19 protein-coding genes are annotated in these 21,165 nt (G+C 64.1%); 9 read left to right on the top strand and 10 right to left on the bottom strand.

Annotated features, from left to right (window positions below; genetic code table 11):
* Positions 1-149 precede the first annotated feature (149 nt).
* The 5 genes from ACIQT2_RS14230 to bioB form a co-directional block, all read right to left on the bottom strand.
* Positions 150-1,325: a cytochrome P450 gene (locus ACIQT2_RS14230; protein WP_402947464.1), complete on the bottom strand. Its 1,176-nt coding sequence runs from the start codon at positions 1,323-1,325 to the stop codon at positions 150-152.
* Positions 1,322-2,005 (bottom strand): dethiobiotin synthase, encoded by a 684-nt coding sequence (bioD, locus tag ACIQT2_RS14225; protein WP_402947461.1) that lies wholly within the window; start codon positions 2,003-2,005, stop codon positions 1,322-1,324. The genes ACIQT2_RS14230 and bioD overlap by 4 nt, the downstream gene beginning before the upstream one ends.
* Positions 2,002-3,132, bottom strand: coding sequence for an 8-amino-7-oxononanoate synthase (locus ACIQT2_RS14220; RefSeq protein WP_402947458.1), 1,131 nt, complete (start codon positions 3,130-3,132; stop codon positions 2,002-2,004). Before ACIQT2_RS14220 ends, bioD begins: the two co-directional genes overlap by 4 nt.
* Positions 3,133-3,140: 8 nt before the next feature.
* Entirely contained in the window at positions 3,141-4,457 is a 1,317-nt protein-coding gene (gene bioA / locus ACIQT2_RS14215; RefSeq protein WP_402947456.1) for an adenosylmethionine--8-amino-7-oxononanoate transaminase, read from the bottom strand.
* A 217-nt stretch (positions 4,458-4,674) separates the two neighbouring features.
* Positions 4,675-5,700 carry a biotin synthase BioB gene (gene bioB, locus ACIQT2_RS14210; protein ID WP_402947453.1) on the bottom strand — a complete coding sequence of 342 codons (1,026 nt, stop codon included), beginning with the start codon at positions 5,698-5,700 and terminating at the stop codon, positions 4,675-4,677.
* Between the two features lie 202 nt (positions 5,701-5,902).
* Between bioB and ACIQT2_RS14205 the strand changes: the two genes are divergently transcribed.
* Entirely contained in the window at positions 5,903-7,633 is a 1,731-nt protein-coding gene (locus ACIQT2_RS14205) for a purine-cytosine permease family protein (protein WP_402947451.1), read from the top strand.
* 72 nt (positions 7,634-7,705) lie between these two features.
* Here ACIQT2_RS14205 and ACIQT2_RS14200 read toward each other — a convergent pair whose 3' ends face one another.
* The 5 genes from ACIQT2_RS14200 to ACIQT2_RS14180 all read right to left on the bottom strand — a co-directional run bounded on the left by ACIQT2_RS14200 (position 7,706) and on the right by ACIQT2_RS14180 (position 12,842).
* Positions 7,706-8,005 (bottom strand): hypothetical protein, encoded by a 300-nt coding sequence (locus ACIQT2_RS14200; RefSeq protein ID WP_402947448.1) that lies wholly within the window; start codon positions 8,003-8,005, stop codon positions 7,706-7,708.
* A 350-nt stretch (positions 8,006-8,355) separates the two neighbouring features.
* A complete protein-coding gene (locus ACIQT2_RS14195; protein WP_402947445.1) occupies positions 8,356-10,731 on the bottom strand; it encodes a hypothetical protein in 2,376 nt (791 codons plus the stop codon).
* Positions 10,732-10,733: 2 nt separating this feature from the next.
* On the bottom strand, positions 10,734-11,105 hold the full coding sequence (locus tag ACIQT2_RS14190) for a DUF6507 family protein (protein ID WP_402947442.1): 372 nt from the start codon (positions 11,103-11,105) through the stop codon (positions 10,734-10,736).
* A gap of 274 nt (positions 11,106-11,379) precedes the next feature.
* A complete protein-coding gene (locus ACIQT2_RS14185) occupies positions 11,380-11,565 on the bottom strand; it encodes a CsbD family protein (RefSeq protein ID WP_397323006.1) in 186 nt (61 codons plus the stop codon).
* Between the two features lie 101 nt (positions 11,566-11,666).
* On the bottom strand, positions 11,667-12,842 hold the full coding sequence (locus ACIQT2_RS14180; RefSeq protein ID WP_402947485.1) for a zinc-dependent alcohol dehydrogenase: 1,176 nt from the start codon (positions 12,840-12,842) through the stop codon (positions 11,667-11,669).
* 316 nt (positions 12,843-13,158) lie between these two features.
* On the opposite strand from ACIQT2_RS14180, the gene ACIQT2_RS14175 reads away from it, so the two are divergent.
* The 8 genes from ACIQT2_RS14175 to ACIQT2_RS14140 all read left to right on the top strand — a co-directional run bounded on the left by ACIQT2_RS14175 (position 13,159) and on the right by ACIQT2_RS14140 (position 21,165).
* Entirely contained in the window at positions 13,159-13,710 is a 552-nt protein-coding gene (locus tag ACIQT2_RS14175; protein ID WP_402947439.1) for a hypothetical protein, read from the top strand.
* 26 nt (positions 13,711-13,736) lie between these two features.
* A complete protein-coding gene (locus ACIQT2_RS14170) occupies positions 13,737-14,351 on the top strand; it encodes an SIS domain-containing protein (protein WP_402947436.1) in 615 nt (204 codons plus the stop codon).
* Between the two features lie 99 nt (positions 14,352-14,450).
* Positions 14,451-15,113, top strand: coding sequence for a hypothetical protein (locus ACIQT2_RS14165; protein WP_400334323.1), 663 nt, complete (start codon positions 14,451-14,453; stop codon positions 15,111-15,113).
* A 79-nt stretch (positions 15,114-15,192) separates the two neighbouring features.
* Positions 15,193-16,263, top strand: a complete 1,071-nt coding sequence (locus tag ACIQT2_RS14160) for an alkene reductase (RefSeq protein WP_402947433.1) — start codon at positions 15,193-15,195, stop codon at positions 16,261-16,263.
* Between the two features lie 228 nt (positions 16,264-16,491).
* Positions 16,492-17,190 (top strand): GntR family transcriptional regulator, encoded by a 699-nt coding sequence (locus ACIQT2_RS14155; RefSeq protein ID WP_402947430.1) that lies wholly within the window; start codon positions 16,492-16,494, stop codon positions 17,188-17,190.
* Between the two features lie 740 nt (positions 17,191-17,930).
* The gene (locus ACIQT2_RS14150; protein ID WP_402947427.1) at positions 17,931-18,932 is read left to right on the top strand and encodes a sugar phosphate isomerase/epimerase family protein; all 1,002 of its coding nucleotides are present in this window, start codon (positions 17,931-17,933) and stop codon (positions 18,930-18,932) included.
* Positions 18,933-18,937: 5 nt separating this feature from the next.
* A complete protein-coding gene (dhaL, locus tag ACIQT2_RS14145) occupies positions 18,938-20,680 on the top strand; it encodes a dihydroxyacetone kinase subunit DhaL (RefSeq protein WP_402947425.1) in 1,743 nt (580 codons plus the stop codon).
* A gap of 2 nt (positions 20,681-20,682) precedes the next feature.
* Entirely contained in the window at positions 20,683-21,165 is a 483-nt protein-coding gene (locus ACIQT2_RS14140; protein WP_400334333.1) for a ribose-5-phosphate isomerase, read from the top strand.

The following is a 21,165-nucleotide window of genomic DNA, read 5'->3' as shown; positions in this document are numbered from 1 at the left end:
CAAATCAACAAACTCCCGCCGGGCGTCCAACGAAAAATTCCTGACCACAACACGCTCCATCAATCAGAGCGTTGCAACGACCCTATGACTCCGCCACGGTCAAAACGCGCACAAATGCGACCCAGTTGGGTTAGGCGACGGGGCTGTGGCTAGTTGGGTGGGGCGGCTACCGTGACGGTCCGGGGTGCCTGGAAGGACAGGAGGCGCAACCACTCCGGGGCGGGTCCTTGCAGCCTGACCCGCTTGAGCGCCGAGGCAGTCTCTTCAACCACGACGGCGGCCTCAAGCTCCGCGAGCTTCGCACCGAGGCAGCGGTGGATGCCGGAGCCAAAAGCAAGGGCATAGGGTGTGGGGCCCGGCTGCCCGGGTACATCTCCGACGCCGGACGGGTCCCCTGCCGGAGCCCACGGAAAGCCGTGGTTCCCGGTCAGTTCAACCAGGATCTCCTGGCCCGCAGCAACGGGCTCGCCCTTGAGCTCCGTGTCCCGGACCGCGACCCGGCGCCACGTGGGAACGGATGACTCCGTGGCCAGGATATGCCGGACGAAGTCCCGGGCTTTGGCGCCGGACGCTGCATGCTCCCAGTTCATGCCCCGCGACCCTTCCAGGAGCCGGAACAGTGTGGTGCCGATGAGTTGTGTGGTGGTCTCCTGCCCCGCGATCAGGAGGAAATATCCGAGCGAGCACACCTCCGGAACCCTCAGGCCATGCTCGGCCAACGCCTTGAAAAGATTTGGGTTCGGCGCCGCCACGGCTTCATGGACCAGTTCGCGCAACCAGGTGTAGAACCCGGCGGCGCTGTGCGCCAGTTCCACTTGCCGCACGGGGTCCGGCCAGCCCCAAAACAGCTCCAGCGATTCCAGGCTCCAGCCCTTGAGCTGTGGAAGGTCCCGGACGGGCAACCCCAGCATCTCCATCATGACAATTGCAGGAGGGAACGCAGCAACCGACTGGACCAGATCCACGGTTCCCTTCGAAGCCAGGTCACTGCCTGCCCCGGCCACCGCATCGCGGGCCAAGGCGTGGATCCGTGGCTCCATCGCAGCTACTTTGGCCGGTGTGAAGAAGCCGGCCACCACCCGGCGGATACCGGCATGTGACGGGCCAGGGTTGCTGGCCAGGACAGGCGGAAGAGCGAACCGGGCCTTCTGCAAAATTCGGAGGGCTTGACCGTTCAGGGGAGTGACAGCAAGCAGCGCATTGGCCGGGCTGAAATCATCGGGCCGGTGCAGGACCTGGCGCACGGTATCCGGATCCCGCACTACCTTGTAGGGACACTCGAGCGCCGCGGGCTGAACCGAGGGCATGGCCACAGCCCCGTTCATGCAGCGACCCCTTCAAACCATGAGGCCGCCCGTTCGCGGAACGCATCCGGCTCCAACGCCGCGGCGCCGTCCGCGAGAGCGCCAAGAAAAGGAACACCCAAGGAACCCAGGGCCGCCCTGTTGGCCCTCTCCACCAAACCCGGAGTGGCCGGCCACTGTCCCAGCACGACTCCGGAAACATGCAGGCCACGCCGCTCCAGGGCCTCGAGCGTCAAGGCGGTGTGGTTCAACGTGCCCAGCGAGGGCCGGGCTACCACGACGAAACCAGCCCGGCTGCCAAGGACGGAGCCCAACGCAGCCAAGGTGCCGCCGTCGTGATCCAACTCCACCAGCAAACCGCCGGCCCCTTCCACCAGGACGTAGTCGTGGCCGGACGCCAGGCTAAGGATGCGCTCGGCGTGTACCAGCAACGGCGGCAGTGCCACCCCGTCGATTTCGGCGGCAGGCACCGGCGCCATGGGTTCCTCCAACACAATGCCCGCCTCGGCCCGAAGGGGTCCCGCGAGCCGGAGCACTTCGGACATGTCCGAGTCGCCCCCGTTGTTGCCGGTCTGGCACGGTTTGTAGACGGCCACAGCGTGCCCGTGTTGTTGCAAGGCTGCGGCGAGCGCCGCCGTCGTCATGGTTTTCCCAACCCCAGTGTCGGTACCGGTCACCAGGATGATGCGTGGAAGGGTCATGGGGTTTCCTCCAGGATGTGGCGCAGCACGGCGCACGCGTGGTCAAGGTGGTCCGGGGTGAGGCCCGCGTGGGAGGTCAGGCGCAGGCGGGAGGTCCCGTCCGGAACTGATGGTGGGCGGAAACAGCCAACACGCACGCCCGCCGCTGCAGCTGCCCGGCTTGCTGCGACCGCGGCTTCGGCGGAAGGCATGCGGAGGGTCTGCATGGCGCCCGCGGAAGGCTCCAGCTCCAGGTGTGCGGCGAGGCGTGCCGCGTTCCGGTGCACGGCGGCCGCGCGCCAAGGCTCCTGCCGGATAATCCCGACGGCGGCAAGCGCGGCTGCCGCTGCGGGCGGGGCCAGGGCGGTATCGAAGATGAAACTCCGCGAGCGGTTGACCAGGTGCTCCCGAACCAAGGCTGAACCCAACACAACCCCTCCTTGGCTGCCCAAGGCCTTCGAAAGCGTCGCCGTCACCACCACGTTCGGATGGCCGGCAAGGGCCGTACCAGCGATGGAACCACGGCCACTGAACGCGTCCGAGCCGGCAACGCCCAGTCCGTGGGCGTCGTCCACCAACAGCACCGCGTCATGCTCCTCGGCGAGGCCCAGCAAGTCATCCAAAGGCGCGGCATCACCTCCCACGCTGTAGATGGATTCGACCACCACCAACGCGCGTGGTTGCGTCCTGCCCTGGAGCAACGATCCCGCGTGGGAGGCGTCGTTGTGCCTGAACGTTGCCGTCTCCGAGCGGCTGAGCCTGAACCCGTCGATCATGGAGGCATGGCAGTGCTCATCCGCCACGATCAAGGTCCCCGGCCCGCCGACGGACGTGATGATCCCCAGATTGGCCAGGTAGCCGGAGGAAAACACCAACGCCGCGTCTGCCCCCACCAAGCCTGCGAGTTCATGTTCGAGTTCCATGTGGAGTTCTGTAGTCCCGGCCACCAACCGCGACGACGTGGCGCCCGTGCCCCACCGGGCAGCCGCTTCTCCTGCGGCCTCAGCGAGGCGTGGATCCGTGGCCAGCCCAAGGTAGTCGTTGCCGGCCAGGTCCACCATCCCGTCCCGTGGGCCGCGCACTCCCGGCGTCCGGGTCAGCCCCCGGCGCTCGCGGACGGTGGCCTGCTGTTCCAGCCAGGTGGTCATGGCTCGGCTCATGCGGCCACCCCGTCGCTTGCCTGAACGCCCTGGGCGGCAGCCACCATGCCGTCAGCAATGGACTGCACCTCGGCAGCAGAACTGATGTAGGGCGGCATGGCATAGATGAGGTTCCGGAAGGGGCGTACCCAGACGCCACGCTCGACGGCGGTCCGCGTCACCGCGGCGACGTCCACGGCGTTCCTCAGCTCGATGACCCCTACAGCGCCGATGGTACGAACGTCCGTGACGCCGTCGAGCTTCAACGCCGGGGCCAGACCGGACGCGAGACCGGCACCCACCCGGGCCACGTCAGCGCGCCAGGTGCCTTCCTGCAGCAACCCCAGGCTGGCGTTCGCCACGGCGCACGCCAGTGGGTTGGCCATGAACGTGGGCCCGTGCAGCAACGCACCCGCACCTCCACCGGACACCGCCTTCGCTACCTCCGCGGTGCACACGGTTGCGGCAAGCGTGAGGTAGCCGCCGGTGAGGGCCTTGCCGACGCACATGATGTCCGGGACCACGCCGGCGTGGTCGGCTGCGAAGAGTTCGCCGGTGCGTCCGAAACCCGTGGCGATTTCGTCGAGGATGAGCAGCAGTCCGTGGTGGTTCGCCACCTCGCGCAGGATCCGCACGCACTCAGCGGGATAGGCGAACATGCCGCCGGCGCCCTGCAGGACGGGTTCCACGATGATTGCGGCCAGCTCATCGGTGTGTTCGCTTGCCAGGCTTTCGACGTCGGCACGCCACTGTTCCATCGCGGCGGGTGTCGCGGTGGCTGCGGCCGGTGGACGTGGCGCGAAGACGTTCTTTGCCAGCAAGCCGGGAAACGCCGAATGCATGCCGTCCACCGGGTCGCAAACGCCCATGGCAGCGAAGGTGTCCCCGTGGTACCCGCCCCTGATGGTCAGGAAGCGTTGGCGCTTCGGGCGCCCCTTCGCCGTCTGGAACTGCACGGCCAGCTTCAGCGCCACCTCCACGGAGATGGACCCCGAATCCGCCAGGAACACACGTTCGAGGTTTCCCGGCGTCATAGCTGCAAGCCGTTCCGCCAGTTCCACCGCTGGCTGGTGGGTCAGGCCGCCGAACATGACATGGCTGAAATGCTCCACTTGGCGGTGGGCGGCGGCGTCGAGTACGGGGTGCCGGTAGCCGTGGATCACCGACCACCACGAGGACATCGCGTCGAGCACCTCATGGATCCGTCCGTCCTCGTCCCGCAGCCGCAGCGCCACGCCGTCGGCCGCCTCCACGGCCCACAACGGCAGGGTCTCCGAGGCAGGGGCGTACGGGTGCCACAAGCTGGCTCGGTCCCGTTCGATGAGCGAGCTCATGGGGTGACCCTTCCGTGACGGGAACATTCGGCCGTCCAACCCAGCGGAGTGACCTGGACCTTCATGCAGCGCCTGCACCGGGCGCAGTACCTTGGTGGCTCCATCACCAACTGCTGTTGGCAGCCGTGGTGGGCGTCCGACGTCGGACTCCCACCCTGGGTGCCCGTCTCGCCTGTGGCGTCGCCGCCGCAGTGTCCGCAGTAGCCCGCTTCGGCGGTCACAGCGACTTCTGGAATTCCTTGATGGGCATGTTGAGCTCCACCAGGAGGTTGAGGTCCGCGGTGGCCGGGCGGCCAAGGGTGGTGAGGTAGTTTCCGACGATCACCGCATTGATGCCACCAAGCAAGCCGTCCCGGGTGCCGAGGTCGCCCAGGGTCAGTTCGCGGCCGCCGGCGTAGCGCAGGACGGTGCGTGGCATGGCCAGGCGGAATGCCGCGATGGCACGCAGGGCATCCTTGCCATCCATGATTCCTTGGTTTTCCAGCGGCGTTCCGGGGCGGGGGTTGAGGAAGTTCAACGGGACTTCGTGGGGCTCCAGGGCGGCGAGCTGGGCCGCGATTTCGGCCCTTTGGTGGAGCGTCTCGCCCATGCCGATCAGGGCGCCGCAGCACAGCTCCATCCCGGCAGCCTTGACCATGGCGCAGGTTTCCAGGCGTTCCTCGTAGCTGTGTGTCGTGACGACCTCGGGGAAGTAGCTGCGGGCCGTTTCGAGGTTGTGGTTGTAGCGGTGGACGCCCCACTCCTTGAGCTGGTCCACCTGCCGCTGGGTGAGCATGCCCAGCGAGCAGGCGATATTGATGTCCACTTCTTCGTTGATGCGGTCGATCGCGAACTTGATCTGGTTCATGAGCTTGATGTCCGGGCCGCGGACGGCGGCCACGATGCAGAATTCGGTGGCACCAGTCGCAGCGGTTTCTTTCGCGGCCTTGACCAGTTCCGGGATGTCCAGCCACACGCCGCGGACGGGGGAGTCGAAGAGTCCGGACTGGCTGCAGAAGTGGCAGTCCTCGGGGCAGCCGCCGGTCTTGATGGAGATGATCCCTTCCACCTCGACATCCTCGCCGCAATGCTTGAGCCGGACCTCGTGCGCCAATTGCAGCGCGGCAGGGATCGCTTCGTCCGGGAGTTGGAGGATCTCCACAAGTTGGGCTTCGGTGAGGCCTTCGCCGCGATCCAGGACCTGCTCCCTTGCGAGGTCAAGAATGGCGTAAGCAGTGGTTTCTTGGGTTGAATCGGTGGTCATGCAGTAGACGGTATCCGCGCCGCGGAACAGCGATTTTGTGGGGTACTCACAAACCGGCAGGGCCCATTTTGGACGGCTTCTGCGAACTCAAGGCGTGACGCTTGGTGCAGAAGTTACAGCCGTGAAACATGCTTGTGACTGATTTGACGCGCTGCGTGACTAGCGTCGTGGGCGAACCACCGGCCAAGGAAAGTGATGACGCATGAGTGACGATGTGACCAGTACCCGGACACTGGAGCCGACGACGGCGGCGAGTACCGCCGTCGTAAGCGGCACCCCCATCGCGGCAGCGGCAGGCAACGCCGACGCGATGAGCGCGGCCAAGGAAAGCCTGGAGGACTACACCCTTCGTTTTGCCCCGCGGTCCTACCGAAAATGGAGTGCCGGTGTGGTGGCGACGAGTGCCTTGGGCGGAATCGCCTACTTGGCCGATTTCTCCATTGGCGCCAACATCGGCATCGCCTACGGCACGGTGAATGCCATCCTCGGCATTATCGTGGCCGCGGTTATCATCTTCGCTACCGGTTTTCCGCTGGCCTATTACGCCGCCCGGTACAACATCGACCTGGACCTCATCACCCGCGGTTCGGGCTTCGGCTACTACGGATCCGTGGTCACGAACGTTATCTTCGCGACGTTCACGTTCATCTTCTTCGCGCTGGAAGGCTCCATCATGGCGCAGGGATTGGAACTCGGCCTGGGTGTTCCGCAGTGGTTGGGCTACGCAGTGTCAACCATCATCATCATTCCCTTGGTGATCTACGGGATGAAGACACTGGCCACGCTGCAGGTCTGGACCACCCCACTGTGGCTGCTCCTGATGGTGGTCCCCGTGGGGTACCTGGTCATCTCCCACCCGGAAAGCATCGACTCCTTCTTCGCTTACACAGGTGAATCGGGTGACGGCGGACCCAACCTGGCCTCCGTGATGCTGGCCGCGGGTGTCTGCCTCTCGCTCATGGCCCAGATCGCCGAGCAGATCGACTACCTCCGTTTCATGCCACCCAAGACCGCTGAAAACAAGGGCGCCTGGTGGCGTGCTGTGATCCTCGCGGGCCCGGGCTGGGTCCTGTTCGGTGCCATCAAGCAGATCGTTGGCCTGTTCATCGCGATCTACCTCATCGCCACGCTCGATCCCGCCGCGTCCGTCCACGCCAACGAACCCGTACACCAGTTCCTTGGCGTGTACCAGGAGATGATGCCGGCCTGGTTGGCCATGACACTGGCCGTGGTGCTGGTGGTCATCTCCCAGATCAAGATCAACGTCACCAACGCCTACTCCGGCTCGCTCGCGTGGACCAACTCCTTCACCCGGATCACCAAGACCTACCCGGGCCGCATGGTCTTCGTGGTGGTCAACCTGGTCATTGCCCTGATCCTAATGGAGTCCAACATGTTCGACTTCCTCAACACCATCCTTGGTTTCTACGCCAACTGCGCCATGGCGTGGGTGGTCACGGTGGCCTCGGACATCGCCATCAACAAGTACCTCCTGAAGATTTCGCCCAAGGTTCCGGAATTCCGCCGCGGCATGCTCTACGCCATCAACCCGGTGGGCTTCGTGTCCATGCTGGTCTCGGCAGGGGTGTCCATCGCAGTGTTCTTCGGAGCCTTTGGTTCTGCCGTGCAGCCGTACTCGCCGATCTTCGCAGTGCTCCTGGCGCTCGTGTTGCCGCCGGTCCTGGCCCTGTGGACCCGGGGACGCTACTACCTTCGCCGGACCGACGACGGCATTGATCTCCCCATGTTCGACGCCGACGGCAACCCCAGCGACGCCAAACTCCTCTGCCACGTCACGGGCCTTGAGTTCGAGCGCCCGGACATGCTGCGGTCGGCCCAGGACGGGCCCGACGGCGAACCCCGGTACATCTCGTCCCTCGCCTTGTCCACGGACAAGTCAGGCGCATTGGTGCTGCCGGCTTCGGAACGGTAACTGTCCGTACCCGGTGCCGAGATGCAGTGGAGCGCGTTGTGGGGCATCACAGCGCGCTCTGCTGTTTTCGTTCTACTTGTTGAAGAGCTTCTTGGTGAATTTTGCGAGGCGGCCGGGTTCTTTCGAGGGGTCGATGATGGTGGGTTCCACTGTCAGGTCGGTTCCGCGCTCTGTGACCGGGCGGCGTCGGTTCTTCCAGTCGACCGAGTTGAACCGGGGGTTGTAGACGGGTGGGGTGATCCCTTCGGCGCGGAAGATGTCCCACATCCAGGGCGGGATGTTGTCGACGGTGCGGGGGTACTTCAGCAGGTGCTGGGCCCAATGCTTGCCGACGGCCGGTTCGCCGCCTGGATACCAGTCCCCATCGCTCATTTTTTGAAGGTGTTCTTCGTCGAAGACTTCCAAGCGTCCAGTGCGCGTGGGCAGTACATGAACTTCGGCTGTGGTCCATACGCCAACTCCAGGCGAGTACGACCGATTCCTGACTTCGGTTAGCCACTCTTCCAGCGCTTCATGAGAAAATCGGTTGCCCTCGAACCCGTATGATCGTGAGCCCTCGGTGGTTGTGATCTTTCCCCATCCGAAGGTGTCATGTCCTCGGAACACAAGCCGCCGGAACACCGCAAGGTCTCCTGCCGCGAAACCTTTGGAGCCGAACGCCTCGACTCTTAGTGCCTCGAGCCCGTCACTAACAAGCTGGTCTGTGGCATCGGAAAAAATTGTCACTGGAAGTCCTGCTCATCTGCTGGCAAATTGTTGAACATGCGGGAGATCCGTTCATCTGTCCCAAAGGCATAGGTTAGACGGGTTGATGCCGGGACGCCCGCCATGTCTCCGCCCACCAGTTCCATTTCCCATGTGAGATCCACCGGGTCTCCGGTAGTCAACTTAATCTTGACCTTGTTGATCACGTTCATCTCGACCTCGTGGAAATTTTGCTCATCGTTGGGTATGCCAGCGCCCCGGTTTTGCCAGTGATGTTGCGGGAAAAGGCCGGCTTTCTCACCGATGAAACCGAGGGCGGACGGGCTGGCGTGGCCGCCGTCGTAGCCGGGTCCGCCGAGCCTGCCGGCCTTCCATTGTTGGTAGCCGTTCCGGTTCGAATTCCCTACGAGGGTGGAGACGACGTGGCCCTTGGCTGAGGCGAGGTGGGCGTACTGGTCCATGACGAGGGTGAACGTGTTCCGCAGGCCGCCGTCCACTTCGGCGATGACGTTGTAGGTCACGTTGGGCATGGGTTTGTTCAGCTCCGGCGACCAGGCGCCCCTTACACCTGCGTAAGTGTCCACGCGAGTGACGTGCCCGGTTTCGTCGGTGTAGTACTTCTCAAGGGAGGGCACATCGACGTTTCCGTCGCTGTCTTTCATGACGCGCCGGTTCTCGACGATGTACTCGGTGTTGGGCTTGAGGTTGGTTCGGGCGGCGAAGTTTTCCTTGCGGTGGATCGGGAAGCTGGGGTCACCGTGCCGCAGCGTCACAGTGTCGGTCACGTGCCCGGGTTTGGGGAACCTGGTCTCCATCGCCGAGGCAAATGACGGCCGCGGGGTGTCCGGTTCTGCGCGGTGGGACGGCGTGGAAGCGGTCGGGTTGTCCTCCCGGATCTTTGCGGCTTTGGCCTCGAGCCCGTCGGCGAGACCGGTGTGGGTGTGGGTGAGGGTCCCGTGGGCATCGGGATACGCGGCCTTGGGCAGGACGGCTTCTGCGGCCCGTACTCCGTCTGCGAGTTTGGTGAGGGCCTCGGCAGTGGCACGTTTGGCACCGGTGACGAGTTCGCCTGCTGCCGCCGGAACAGCTCCAGCAAACTTCCAGGCACCGACGCTGGCTCTGGTCAACGCGGCTTGGACCTTCGCGGTGGTGGCGGGGGCGAGGATGTCCGAAACCTTCAACGCCAGGGAGCCCGGCTTGGCCAGGAAGTCCCCGGCGGTGAGAAGGATATGGGAGCTCGCGGCGAGCCTGGCGGCCAACGCAGCGTACTTGCCACTTTCCATGGCCGCTATGGACATCCGTCCGGCGAGTGCCCCCGCCTTGCTGAAGACCGCTCCTGATTTGATGAGTGCCCCGGCGCCGTAACCCACGGAAGCACTGGCCACCGTGAACATGTTTTGGCCAGCGGCCCAGTTCGGATTGGTGGCGTGCTCGTTGGTGTGGATCAGGGCCGGTCCGAGGGATCCGAGCAGTTCCTCGGCCTGGGCCACCTCCTCGGCGTGTTCCTTCCGGAAGCCCTCGTTTACTTTGGCCCAATTAACAGTTAGAGCAGCACTGGCCAGGGCGCCGACGCCACCCCAAGCCAGCTCGGATTTAGTGTCGTTTCCGGTCCCCACGAATGACCACACGCCGTCCACAAGCTCAATCGCGCCGGCGCCAAAGCCCTGAATGAACCCCAGAGCGTCGTATGGCCGGTACGGCACCGTCGCCCGGCCCCACGGCGGTTCCGGCTCGGGGTGGTCCACGCCAAGTGTGGTCCCGGCGTCGTACAGGATCTCATCCACCACGCTGCCCGACCGCAGATCGACGTGTGGCAGCGCGCTGGCGGTGTAGACCGTGCCGCCGGACACCTCGGCCAGGGACGCGGCGCAGGTATTTTGCGCCGTCAGGTATTCCTCATGGATTGACTTGATGTCAGCGGCGAGCCGGGCGCGCCTGTCGCTGAGGTCCGCGTCGCCGTTCCATGTGCGGTGCTCGGTGATGGTGATCTCGTCATCCTTGAGCCGGTGGGTGACCTCAACGCTGGTGGGATAGACCGAGATGTCCGCATCCAAGGTGTGTACAGCCCGGCCATACGCCTCCAAACGAAGCTTTAAGTCCCGGCAGGTGGTGGAGAACGTCTCCAGGGCCTTTGCTGAGGCTGTCGCTGTGCTTTGGACGCGCTGCGCGGTTGGGGTCAGATGATCAAAGGCCGCCAGTACGGTCGCCGACTCCTCGGTCTTGTACGAGGAGGAGAGCTGCCGCCACAGCGCGGTGGTAGTACAGAAATCCGTCAGGAAATCATCGGCGTGCTGTCGCAACGAACGTGCTCCGGCATCCAGGTCGTCAACATCGGGCAACGCAAAACCACCCGAAGGATTTAATCCGGACGACGTTTCAGGGAAGGCACTCATCCCTAACCCCGCAAGGGCAGGGCGGGGCCACCATGGACCGGTGACGGGTCGGGGGCCTCCACCTGGGCAGCGCTGCGCTGGGCGACGGCGGCCATGTCCAGGTCACCTTGCCGGTAGAAAGCCAGGGCCTTCGCCGTGGAGGTGATGATGGTCTCTGACCGGCTGGCCACCTCGGTGGCAGCAGGCGTGAGTTTCAGTTCCACCACGTCATTGAGTGCATTCAGGACCGTCGCAGCCTCCGGTGGGATCGCCTCCGCCGTTTTTTGCAGTGCCCTACCCATCCCGGCAACTGATGGTTGCGTCGTCTCAATCTGTGACGCAGCGGCCGTCAGCGTTGTGGTTGCAGCAGCCAAGTCGATATCCCAAACACCCATCAAGAGCCCCCAACAGCCTCGAACCATCACCCACCGCGAACCTGATGGGTGGCGAAGACCGGAATTGGTCACACGGTCGGGGTCATTTTGAGCACACGAAAATCGGTCTAGGTGGCAAAAAATGGCTTCCCTAGACCGAAACAGGGGAAATTAGGTGCTGATATCGAAAAATTAGGTGGAAGAGAAAATCATCTAGGTGGTGAACTTCCTGGTTGCGCGCACGAAAAAAGGACGCCTTGGCCGGTGGGCCAAAGCGTCCTTTCCCTCATGCGGGTTACTTGTCGAAGGCGTCCTTTGCGGCGTCCTTGACGTTTTCGCCGGCCTGCTTGGCCTTCGCGGCGGCCTGGTCGGCTACACCCTCAGCCTGCAGTTTCTCGTTGTTGGTGGCGTCACCCAGGGCTTCCTTTGCCTTGCCGGTGACTTCCTGGGCCTTGTTGCTGATCTTGTCTCCGAGTCCCATGAGGGCCCCCTTCCGGATAGTCGAACGCTGACAATCGCTAGATTACCTAGCAATTCTGTAAGTTTGCTGAGTATCCGCTGCGGTCTTCCGGAGCGTTGGCATCAGGGCTTGAGGACCACCTTGATGCAGCCGTCTTCCTTCTTCTGGAACTTCTCGTAGAGCTCCGGAGCCTCCTCCAGACCACCGGTGTGGGTGACCAAATGCATGACTGCCAGCGGATCGGCGTCCTCCTCCACCAAGGGGAGCAGTTGGTCGGTCCACCGGCGCACATTGCACTGCCCCATGCGGAGTTGTATTTGCTTGTCGAACATCGTCATCATCGGCATCGGGTCCGCTTGCCCGCCGTAGACGCCGCTGAGTGAGATGGTCCCACCGCGGCGCACCAGATCGACGGCGGTGTGCAAGGCGGCCAGCCGGTCCACGCTGATGGTCTCCATGGCCACCTGTGCCGGTCTGTCCGGAAGCAGCGAAACCGCTTTGTGGAGGAACGACGCCACGGGGGAGCCATGCGCTTCCATGCCTACCGCGTCCACGACGGAATCAGGTCCTCGGCCAAGCGTTGTGTCCCGGATCATTTCCGAGATGTCAGGGCTGTAGTCCATCGTCTCCACGCCGTGTTCTTCGGCCATCGCCCGACGTTCCGGTACGGGGTCCACGCCAATGACCCGGAAGCCCTGGTGTTTGCCAATCCTGGCAGCGAACTGTCCAACCGGCCCCAACCCCAGAACGGCGAGCGTACCGCCGTCGGGGACGTTGGCGTAGTCGACGGCCTGCCACGCGGTGGGCAAAATGTCGGAAAGGAACAGGTACCGCTCATCGGGCAGGTCGGAGTCCACCTTGACGGGGCCGTAGTCGCCGAAGGGAACCCGAAGGTACTGTGCCTGTCCGCCGGGAACGGAACCATACAGCTCGGAGTAGCCAAAGAGTGCTGCCCCGGAATGCTTTTCCTTGACCTGCGTGGTTTCACACTGCGACTGCAGGCCCTGGTTGCACATGTAGCAGCGGCCGCAGGAGATATTGAACGGGACCACCACACGGTCGCCCTTTTTCAGCCTGTGGACTTCCGACCCCACTTCTTCCACAATGCCCATGGGCTCGTGCCCTATGACGTCGCCCTTGTGCATGAAAGGCCCGAGGACCTCGTAGAGGTGCAGGTCCGAGCCGCAAATCGCTGTTGAGGTAATCCGAACGATCACATCCGTGGGTTCCTGGATGGTTGGATCCGGTACGTCAACGACGCCCACTGAGCGTCGTCCCTGCCATGTCACTGCTTTCATCATTGATCTCCACTGCTCTTGCCTGGAGTAGTCCCGCGCTGCAGGAGACCTTCCCAGCGAATCAGAGTCCCGGCCCGGGCACAAGGGACCCGGACTCCGGGACAAGCTGCCGCCCGCCCGCATTAGTAAGCAGCCTGATGAAAAGTGTTAAGATGGTGGGAGGTACAAACATTTGTCGGACAGTGAAGACCGGGGAGTGAATGCATGGCGATTGGAAGCGGGGCCGGCGGGGTACACCGCGATCACGGCGGCGACCGCGCACAGCGTGGGCCAGGAGCGGCGCCCAAGAAAGCCGTTCACCAAGGAGGCAATCCACATGGATACCGGGCAATTGGTTCTGATTATCGTAGTGGCCGTCATCGTCATAGCCGCGGTGATTATCGCGGTGGTGGTTGGTCGGCGGAAAAAGACTGAAGCGAACCGACGTCGAGCAGTCGATCTGCGCGAAAAAGCGGATCAGGAAGCCGTAGGTGCCCACCAGGCCAAAGTAGAGTCCGCCCAGGCGGAAGCGGCTGCCGTGCAGGCTGAAGCGGAAGCGAACCGGCTCCGCCGTGAAGCCGAGCGTCATTCGGCACAAGCCAAGGAAGCCAGTGAGCGGGTGGACGAACACTTGCGCCACGCGGACAAAGTAGACCCTGATGTGCGCACCACCAAGGACGGGACGCGAACTTCGGAGCAGGCCCGCACCGACGATGACGTCAGGGCGCAAGTGGCTGAGCCCCAGGGGCAAAGGCTGACCCGGGATCGTACCGGCCGCAACGCCGGGATCCCTGACGGAACGAGGCATGACGGAAACGTAGCTGAGGGCACCACCCGCGAAGAATCCGTGCGCGGGAGGCCTTTACGGGACGGCGATAGGAACGCATAGTTTCTAGGAAGAGACGGAGGAAGAAAGTGAGCATCGTGGTAAGGCGGACAGGGCAGGCGATGCGCTCGACGGAAGTCAAGCCAAACAGGCATTCGGTTGATGTGGTCCTCGGCCACTTGGGCGAAATTGGCCCGGCTGTTGCTGCCCTGCGGCGGGAATCATCGAGGCTGGCGGAGTGGGGCGAGGAATTGGCCCGGGTAAAACTCCGCGGCGGCAGGATCTTCGCGGCGGGAAGCAAAGGGTCCGCCCACGAAGCCGACCGGTTCACCATTGAGTTGGCCGTGCATGATTCCCGCAACGGAGGCGACGGCTCGGCTTTCACCACCATCACTGCCCGCAAGGATGGTGAGGGTGGGTCCATTGGTGCTCAGCTCACGGAACACGTCCGTAAAGGCGACATCGTGGTGCTGTTCGCCTCCGGTGGCATCGCCGATGACCTCCGCGACGCCGCAGCCGCCGCCAAGTCCGCCGGGGCCAAAGTGTGGGCACTGACAGGCAAGGAGTCCAAGGACCTGGGGCAGTTGGTCAGCGAGGCCATCTGCGTCAACACGGACCCGCCCCACGCCGAAGAAGCGCACCTGGTGGCCGTCCTGACGCTCTGCGAGTGCTTCGACGAATCGATACGGGAGCTAACCAAGTAAGGCAAACTGGCTGGCGCGTCTGCTGGTCCCTTCCTTCCGGGGATCCTGGACGGGTGTCCTTGCGCGGTGTGGCTCCGTCCCTGTGGCACCCTGAACCTCGTGAAGAACACTGTTTTGACCTACTTTGTCTTGATGGCGCTGGTCGGGATGGTAACCCTCAGCGTGTTGGGGGCGTCCATGGTGCAAAAGAACGACGGCCGGGGTCTGGTCGTCTTGGCGCTGGTTGTGGGCGGGTTGTTACTGACGTTTATCTACGGGCTCACGGCGGACCGCAGAGGCCGCGCTCAACGGGCGTCAGCGAGCAGACCGCCGCGCTACAAAACTGTCACTGTTTCCAGCTCTGCGGAGTTTCCGCATCCGCCTTCGGCGGTGTGGGCGCTGATCCGTCCCGCCGAGTCGGCACTATCGCTGACCGACGGCGTGTATCACGCCGTCTCCGTCCCTCCCCTTCCCGATGGACCCGGGGAGTTGCAGTGCTTCTTCCATCGCAACGGCAACATAGGGGCCATTGAAGTTGTCCAAGAGATTCCAGAACAGTTGGCTGTTACGCGCCCCGTGTTGCCCGCTGGAGATGTGCAAACCCAAACGACGTATCGACTCGAAATTGCACCTCGGGGAGCGAAGTTGACTGTCGAGAGTGAGTTCGAGGTGCCTGAGCCCGCGGTGATGAATGAAGACATGTGTCGTCAGTATTGGGACAAGCATTTCGGTGAGATACGGGTCCTCTTGGATCGACAGGCCGTCATAGAGCGCGGGCTGTGATCTGCGCCTCATCTGGAATAGTTGCAGACGCCGCACAGTTGGGCAGAGTGAACCTGATTCATTCTGAAAGGAACTGCGCATGCTGTTTTCTCCACTGGCACTCGGTGAGCTCGAACTTCCCAACCGACTGGTCATGGCGCCCCTGACCCGCCTGCGCGCGGGCCTGGAAGGCGTTCCGAACGACCTCATCGCCGAGCACTACCGCCAGCGCGCTTCCCTTGGCCTGATCGTCAGCGAAGGCACCTATCCCACGCCTGCCGGCCAGTCCTACACGGGCCAGCCCGGCCTCGTCACCGAACAGCAGATCGCGGGCTGGAAGAAGGTCACGGACGCCGTCCACGCCGACGGTGGCAGGATCTTCGCCCAGGTAATGCACGGTGGCCGCGTTTCGCACGCTGACATCACCGGTGGTCACGAAATCGTCGGACCCAGCGCCGTTGCCATCGAAGGTGAACTCCGCACCCCGAAGGGCAAGCAGGCGTATCCGGTTCCGCGCGAACTGCGCACCGACGAGCTCCCCGCCGTGATTCAGGAAATCGTCACAGCTTCCCGCAACGCCATTGAGGCAGGGTTCGACGGTGTGGAACTGCACTCCGCCAACGGCTACCTGCTGCATGAGTTCCTGGCTCCGAACTCGAACGTCCGCACCGACAGCTACGGTGGGTCGCCGGAAAACCGTGCACGCTTCGTCATCGAAACCGTCAATGCAGTGGTGGAGGCGCTTGGCGCGAACCGCGTTGGCATCCGGATTTCGCCGGAACACAACGTGCAGGGCATCGCGGAAGTGGACGCTGCGGACGTGCGCGCCACATACGAGGTCCTGGTGGACACCATCGCGCCGCTGAACCTCGCGTACCTCAGCATTCTGCACCACGATCCCAAGGGGTCCTTGGTGCAGGACCTCCGCGAACGTTTCAACGGAACCTTCCTGGTGAACACCGGCTTCAGCGAAATCACCACGCGTGATGAGGCAATCGCACTGATCGATAACGGTCTCGCCGACGGTGTGGTTGTTGGTCGTCCCGCCATCGCCAACCCGGACCTCGCACGCCGCTGGCGCGAAGGCCTTCCGGTCAACGAACCGAACGCGGCCACATTCTACGCTGACGGCGCAGAGGGCTACACGGACTACCCGTTCTACGCCAACTAAAGCGCAAAGCACCTCAGCAGGATCCCGACGCCGGCACTCACCCGAGTGCCGGCGTCGAACCTTAACCGGTGCCTGCCCAACTGGGTCGCATTTGTGCGCGTTTTGAACGCTCAAAACGCGCACAAATGCGACTCAGTTGGGGGAGTGCGGGCGGAATGTGACGCCCAAAAGGTGGGCGCTTTTGGGGATGTTGGAGGCTTGTGCAGGGCGTTCCTATAGGATTTGGGCATGCCTGAAGCTTCCCCGAGCTCTGTCCGTACCGGCTTTCCCGTGAGCCGCCAAGTCCTGGCCGACCACGTATATGAGGCCCTCCTTGAATGGCTCATGGACGGTCGGCTGGAGCCCGGCGCGGCCGTGAGTATCGATGGTATGGCCCGGGAACTTGAGGTCTCGCCCACTCCGGTGCGCGAGGCGCTGGCCAGGTTGGAGCACACGGGCATGGTCCGGCGTGTGGCGCTCAAGGGCTATCGCGTCGCTCCGGTGTTCACCCGGGAAGATTTCGCCGAGCTCATGGAAGCGCGTCTATCGATCGAGCCGGTCAATGCGCGGTTGGCGTGTACAAGGATGACGCCGGAAGGACTGGATGCGCTGAGGCAGGCTGTGAAGGATCTGAAGACGGCGCCGCGGGGTGGCACGTTCGCGGAATACCGGAGCTACCTCGAAGCCGATGAGCGCTTCCACCAACTCATCGCGGCCCAAGCCAACAACCAGTTCCTTCTCGCCGCCTACAACACCCTGGGTGGGCAGATTCAACGCTTCCGCCTGTTCGGGGGAGTGGGCATCACGGATGCCGAGCAGGCCATCGCAGAACATCAGGCCGTCCTCGATGCCATGCTGGGCGGCGATCCAGAGCAAGCCGCCCAAGCGATGGTCCACCATGTTGAGCAGGTTCGCGGCCGGGCAATCGCTGACGCTCCCCGGGGCTGATCCCCTCCCCAGGGCGGACCACCGCCGAAAGAGCAATCTGTGCGGCACCCGTTCGCGCCTGGTGCGCCTGTGCTGCGTAGGTAGCGCACCCGTTCGCGCCTCACGCTCCTGTGGTTACGGGTGCGGTTGGCGGTAAGTGGTGCGCCCCGCCCGTTAGCCCTTTCAGCGCACCCGTTCGTGCTGGGTGCGCCTGTGCTGCGTGGGTAGCGCATCCGTTCGCGCCTGGTGCTCCTGGGCTTACGGGTGCGGTTGGTGGCAAGTGGTGCGCCCGACCCGTTAGCCCTTTCAGCGCACCCGTTCGCGCCTCGTGCTCCTGTGCTTCGTGGGTAGCGCATCCGTTCGCGCCTGGTGCTCCTGGGCTTACGGGTGCGGTTGGCGGCAAGTGGTGCGCCCCGCCCGTCAGCCCTTTCAGCGCACCCGTTCGCGCCTCGTGCTCCTGTGCTGCGTGGGTAGCGCACCCGTTCGCGCCTGGTGCGCTTGTGCTGCGTGGGTAGCGCGCCCGTTCGCGCCTGGTGCTCCTGTGCTTCGTGGGTATTGCACCCGTTCGCGCCTCGTGCTCCCGCGCTTACGGGTGCGGTTGGCGGCAAGTGGTGCGCCCCGCCCGTCAGCCCTCCCCGTGATCCCCTTCACAATCATATGTAAGACATATAGGATCTAGGAAGTTTCCAGAACAGGGTTGACAGCTTTGCTTGATTCGTAAATCCTATAGGAAACAGGATTCCACAAAGGAGTGATCACACATGGCGTACACCGCCGAAAATTGGCCCATCACCGCGGCCCTCCTCCAATTCCCGGGCACTGACGCTTCCGGCCTGCAGGTCAACGACGCCGATGCTTCCGTGTGGGCCGAGGTCTTCCAGGAAGTGAAGGACGCAGGTTTCGCCAATGCGGACCTCACTGACAGCTGGGTCCGTCCGGGCGATCTCAGCAAGGAACGCCTTGCCGAGTTCAAGCAGACCGCCGACGAGGTTGGCATCGGAGTCCCCGTCATCTCCGCCATCCGCCGCAGCGTCATCCATGAAACAGAGTGGGCCGAGAACCTCGCCTACAGCCACCGCACCATTGACGCCGCCGCGGAACTCGGCTGCGAAGTTGTCTCCTTCGGCCTGCATCAGGCCATCACCCCCGAACAGCAGAAGCAGCTGTGGTTCTGGACGGTAGAGGGTTACAAGGACCCCGTCGGTGACAAGGAAGCGTGGAACAACGCAGTGTCCCGCATCCGCGAACTCGGAGAGCATGCAGCCGAAGCCGGCATCCTGGTCTCCCTGGAAATGTACGAGGACACCTTCCTCGGCACCGGCGATTCCTCCGTCCAGCTGGTCCAGGACATCGGACTGGACAACGTTGGCCTCAACCCGGACCTGGGAAACCTGATCCGCTTGCACCGACCCATCGAGGACTGGCGCGAACTGGTCCACAAGACCCTGCCGTACTCCAACTACTGGCACATGAAGAACTACATGCGCGACGAGGATGTGGCCCGCGACAGCTACATCGCCATGCCCGTGCCGATGGAGAGCGGCCTGATCAACTACCGCGAGGCCTTCAAATACGCACTCTCCGTTGGTTTCCAGGGCATCCTCTGCGTGGAGCACTACGGGGGAGACGGTCTCAGCGTCACCGCGAGCAACCAGGACTACCTGCGCCGCCACGTCCTGCCCAAGAAGGACGGCTATGCACTGGGCCAGAGCAAGGTTGCCCAAGGTCGCCAGCCCGCGTCCACGCAGTTCGCCGGGGTCTAGGAACCATGACGCAGATTTTCGATAACCCGGCAGACTTCGCCGACGAGGCGTTGGACGGCTTCGTCGCCGCGAACCGGAATTATGTGGCACGGGTAGACGGCGGCGTGGTCCGCTCCACCGAGGTTCCCGCAGGACAGGTATCGCTCGTGATCGGCGGCGGTTCGGGACATTACCCGGCCTTCGCCGGCCTGGTTGGGCCGGGGCTCGCGGCAGGCTCGGCCTGCGGCAACATGTTCGCTTCCCCGGCTGCCGGCCAGGTCTACCGGGTGGCCAAGGCTGCGAATGCCGGTGGCGGTGTGCTGCTGAGCTACGGCAACTACGCCGGGGACGTCCTCCACTTTGGCCAGGCCCAGCTGCGGCTCAACGCCGAAGGCATCGAGACCCGCACCGTCCTCGTCACGGATGACATCGCCAGCGCTCCCATCGATCAGATCGAGAAGCGCCGGGGCATCGCCGGTGACCTCACCGTTTTCAAGATCGCAGGATCCGCTGCCGAAGCGGGACTGGACCTTGACGACGTCGAGCGTTTGGCCATCAAGACCAACCACCGCACGCGGTCCCTCGGTGTCGCGTTCGACGGTTGCACCCTGCCCGGGGCCAACGAACCGCTGTTTCATGTGCCCGCCGGGCAGATGTCCCTGGGGCTGGGAATCCATGGCGAACCGGGGATTTCCGAGCACCCCATGCCTACGGCTTCCGAGCTTGCCGAGCTCCTGGTGACCAGGCTCCTCGCGGACAAGCCCGAGGACTCAGGGGACCGGCTAGTTGCGATCGTCAACGGCTTGGGCACGGTCAAATACGATGAGCTCTTCCTGCTCTTCGGCAAGATCGAAAAGATCCTGACGGCGGCGGGACTTACGGTCGTTGAGCCCGAATGCGGTGAATTGGTGACCAGCCTGGACATGTCCGGGTTGTCGCTGACGCTGTTGTGGTTGGACGAGGAACTCGAGCAGTATTGGTCCGCGCCGGCCGACACTCCCGCCTTCCGCAAGGGAAGCATGGCGCCGCGCGCGCTCCGCACCTCGGCAGTGACGGACGACGCCGAAACCGCCGAGGTGGAACAGCCCACCCCGGCGGCGGCTGAACTCGGGCGGCAGGCCGTGGCCGTGCTCGCGCAGGTGCGGGACGTCGTCGTCGAGCATGAAGAAGAGCTCGGCAAGCTGGACGCGATCGCCGGCGACGGCGACCACGGTATCGGCATGCGCCGCGGCGTGGAGGCGGCTGCGGCCGCCAGCGAGGCGGCCTCCGGTTCCTCTGCGGCCCGCGTCCTCCTCGCGGCTGGCGAGGCCTGGAGCGAAAAGGCCGGCGGTACTTCCGGTGCCCTGTGGGGTTCGGCCGTCATCGCTGCAGGGCAGGCGCTCGGGAACCGTGACTCGTACGCAGACGCCGATGCCCGCGCGGCGGTCACAGCATTTACCAACGCCATCACCGAACTCGGCAAGGCAGACGCCGGGGACAAGACCATGGTGGACGCCCTCCTGCCGTTCCGGGACGCGTTCCTCGCAGAGCTCGACGGCGGCGCACCCGTCGACCGGGCACTGGCACTCGCCGCTGCGGCAGCCCAGTCCGCTGCCGCGGCAACCGCCGAGCTGCGCCCGTTGAAGGGCCGGGCACGTCCCCTGGCGGAAAAGAGCCTCGGCCACCCGGACCCCGGTGCCGTCTCGTTCGGACTGATCGCAGCACGCATCTCGCAATTCCTCGATACACAACTGGCCGCTGCCTCTGCGCCGGCCGGGGACGGAGCATGAGCATGACCGACACCCAAGGCTGGCGAATCGTCGTCGGCAATGATGAAGCAGGCGTTGAGTATAAGAACGCCCTCAAGGCCCTGCTCGAAGCCGACCCGCGCGTGGCTTCCGTGACCGACGTCGGCGTTGGCGCCAACGATTCCACCGCGTACCCGCACGTGGCCGTGGACGCAGCCCGCAAGGTGGCCGAAGGCGAAGCGGACCGCGCTTTGTTGATCTGCGGAACGGGCCTCGGAGTAGCCATCGCGGCCAACAAGGTCCCCGGAATCCGCGCTGTCACGGCGCACGATGCATACTCCGTCGAACGCTCCGTGCTAAGCAACAACGCCCAGATCCTCACCCTCGGTCAGCGGGTGATTGGCTTGGAACTGGCCAAGAAACTCGTGGGCGAATGGCTCGGCCACCGCTTCGACGAGAACTCCGCCTCCGCCGCCAAGGTGGATGCCATCTGCTCCTACGAACCCGACTACACGAAGGCGGTCTGA

This window comes from Paenarthrobacter sp. NPDC090522 (assembly GCF_044769225.1).
Taxonomy (GTDB): Bacteria; Actinomycetota; Actinomycetes; order Actinomycetales; family Micrococcaceae; genus Arthrobacter.
The sequence above is the reverse complement of the archived record's forward strand: the minus strand, read 5'-3'. Positions and strand labels throughout refer to the sequence as shown.